The organism is Bradyrhizobium sp. CFUWI (assembly GCF_056429085.1).
The window spans coordinates 1-433 of sequence record NZ_JBWJZE010000221.1; the positions used below are offsets into that span (position 1 = coordinate 1).

Sequence of the window (433 nt, forward strand, 5' to 3'; positions counted from 1 at the left end):
TGGCTGTAGTCGAGCTTGGACGTGTCGAAATCGAACATCGCATCCAGCTTTGCGACGGTCGCCGCGTCGCCGCCGAGCGCGCGGACGAGCGAGGCCTGATCCTGCGGCACGAACCAGCTGTATTGCCAGGCATTGCCCTCCGTATAATCGGACCCGTAATTGATCGCGGTCGGATCGAACGGCACGCGGAACGTCCCGTCGCTCTTGCGCGCGCGGATGAAACCGGTCTTCGCATCGAAGCTGTTGCGCCAATTTTCCGAGCGCTTTGCGAAGGTTGCGGCGACGTCGGCGCGCCCCATCGCACGCGCTAGGCGGGCGATGGTCCAGTCGTCGTAGGCATATTCAACCGTCTTCGATGCCGCTTCGGGTTCGCGGTCAATCGGCACGTAGCCGCGTGCCATATACTCGCCGAGCCCGGCATAAGGCGCATAGG

Annotated in this window: 1 protein-coding gene; it reads right to left on the reverse strand. The window is 63.3% G+C overall.

What is annotated here, in order from left to right:
* Positions 1-433 (reverse strand): glycoside hydrolase domain-containing protein (locus tag AC066S_RS39525; RefSeq protein ID WP_478272017.1); only part of this gene is annotated, 433 nt, incomplete at both ends.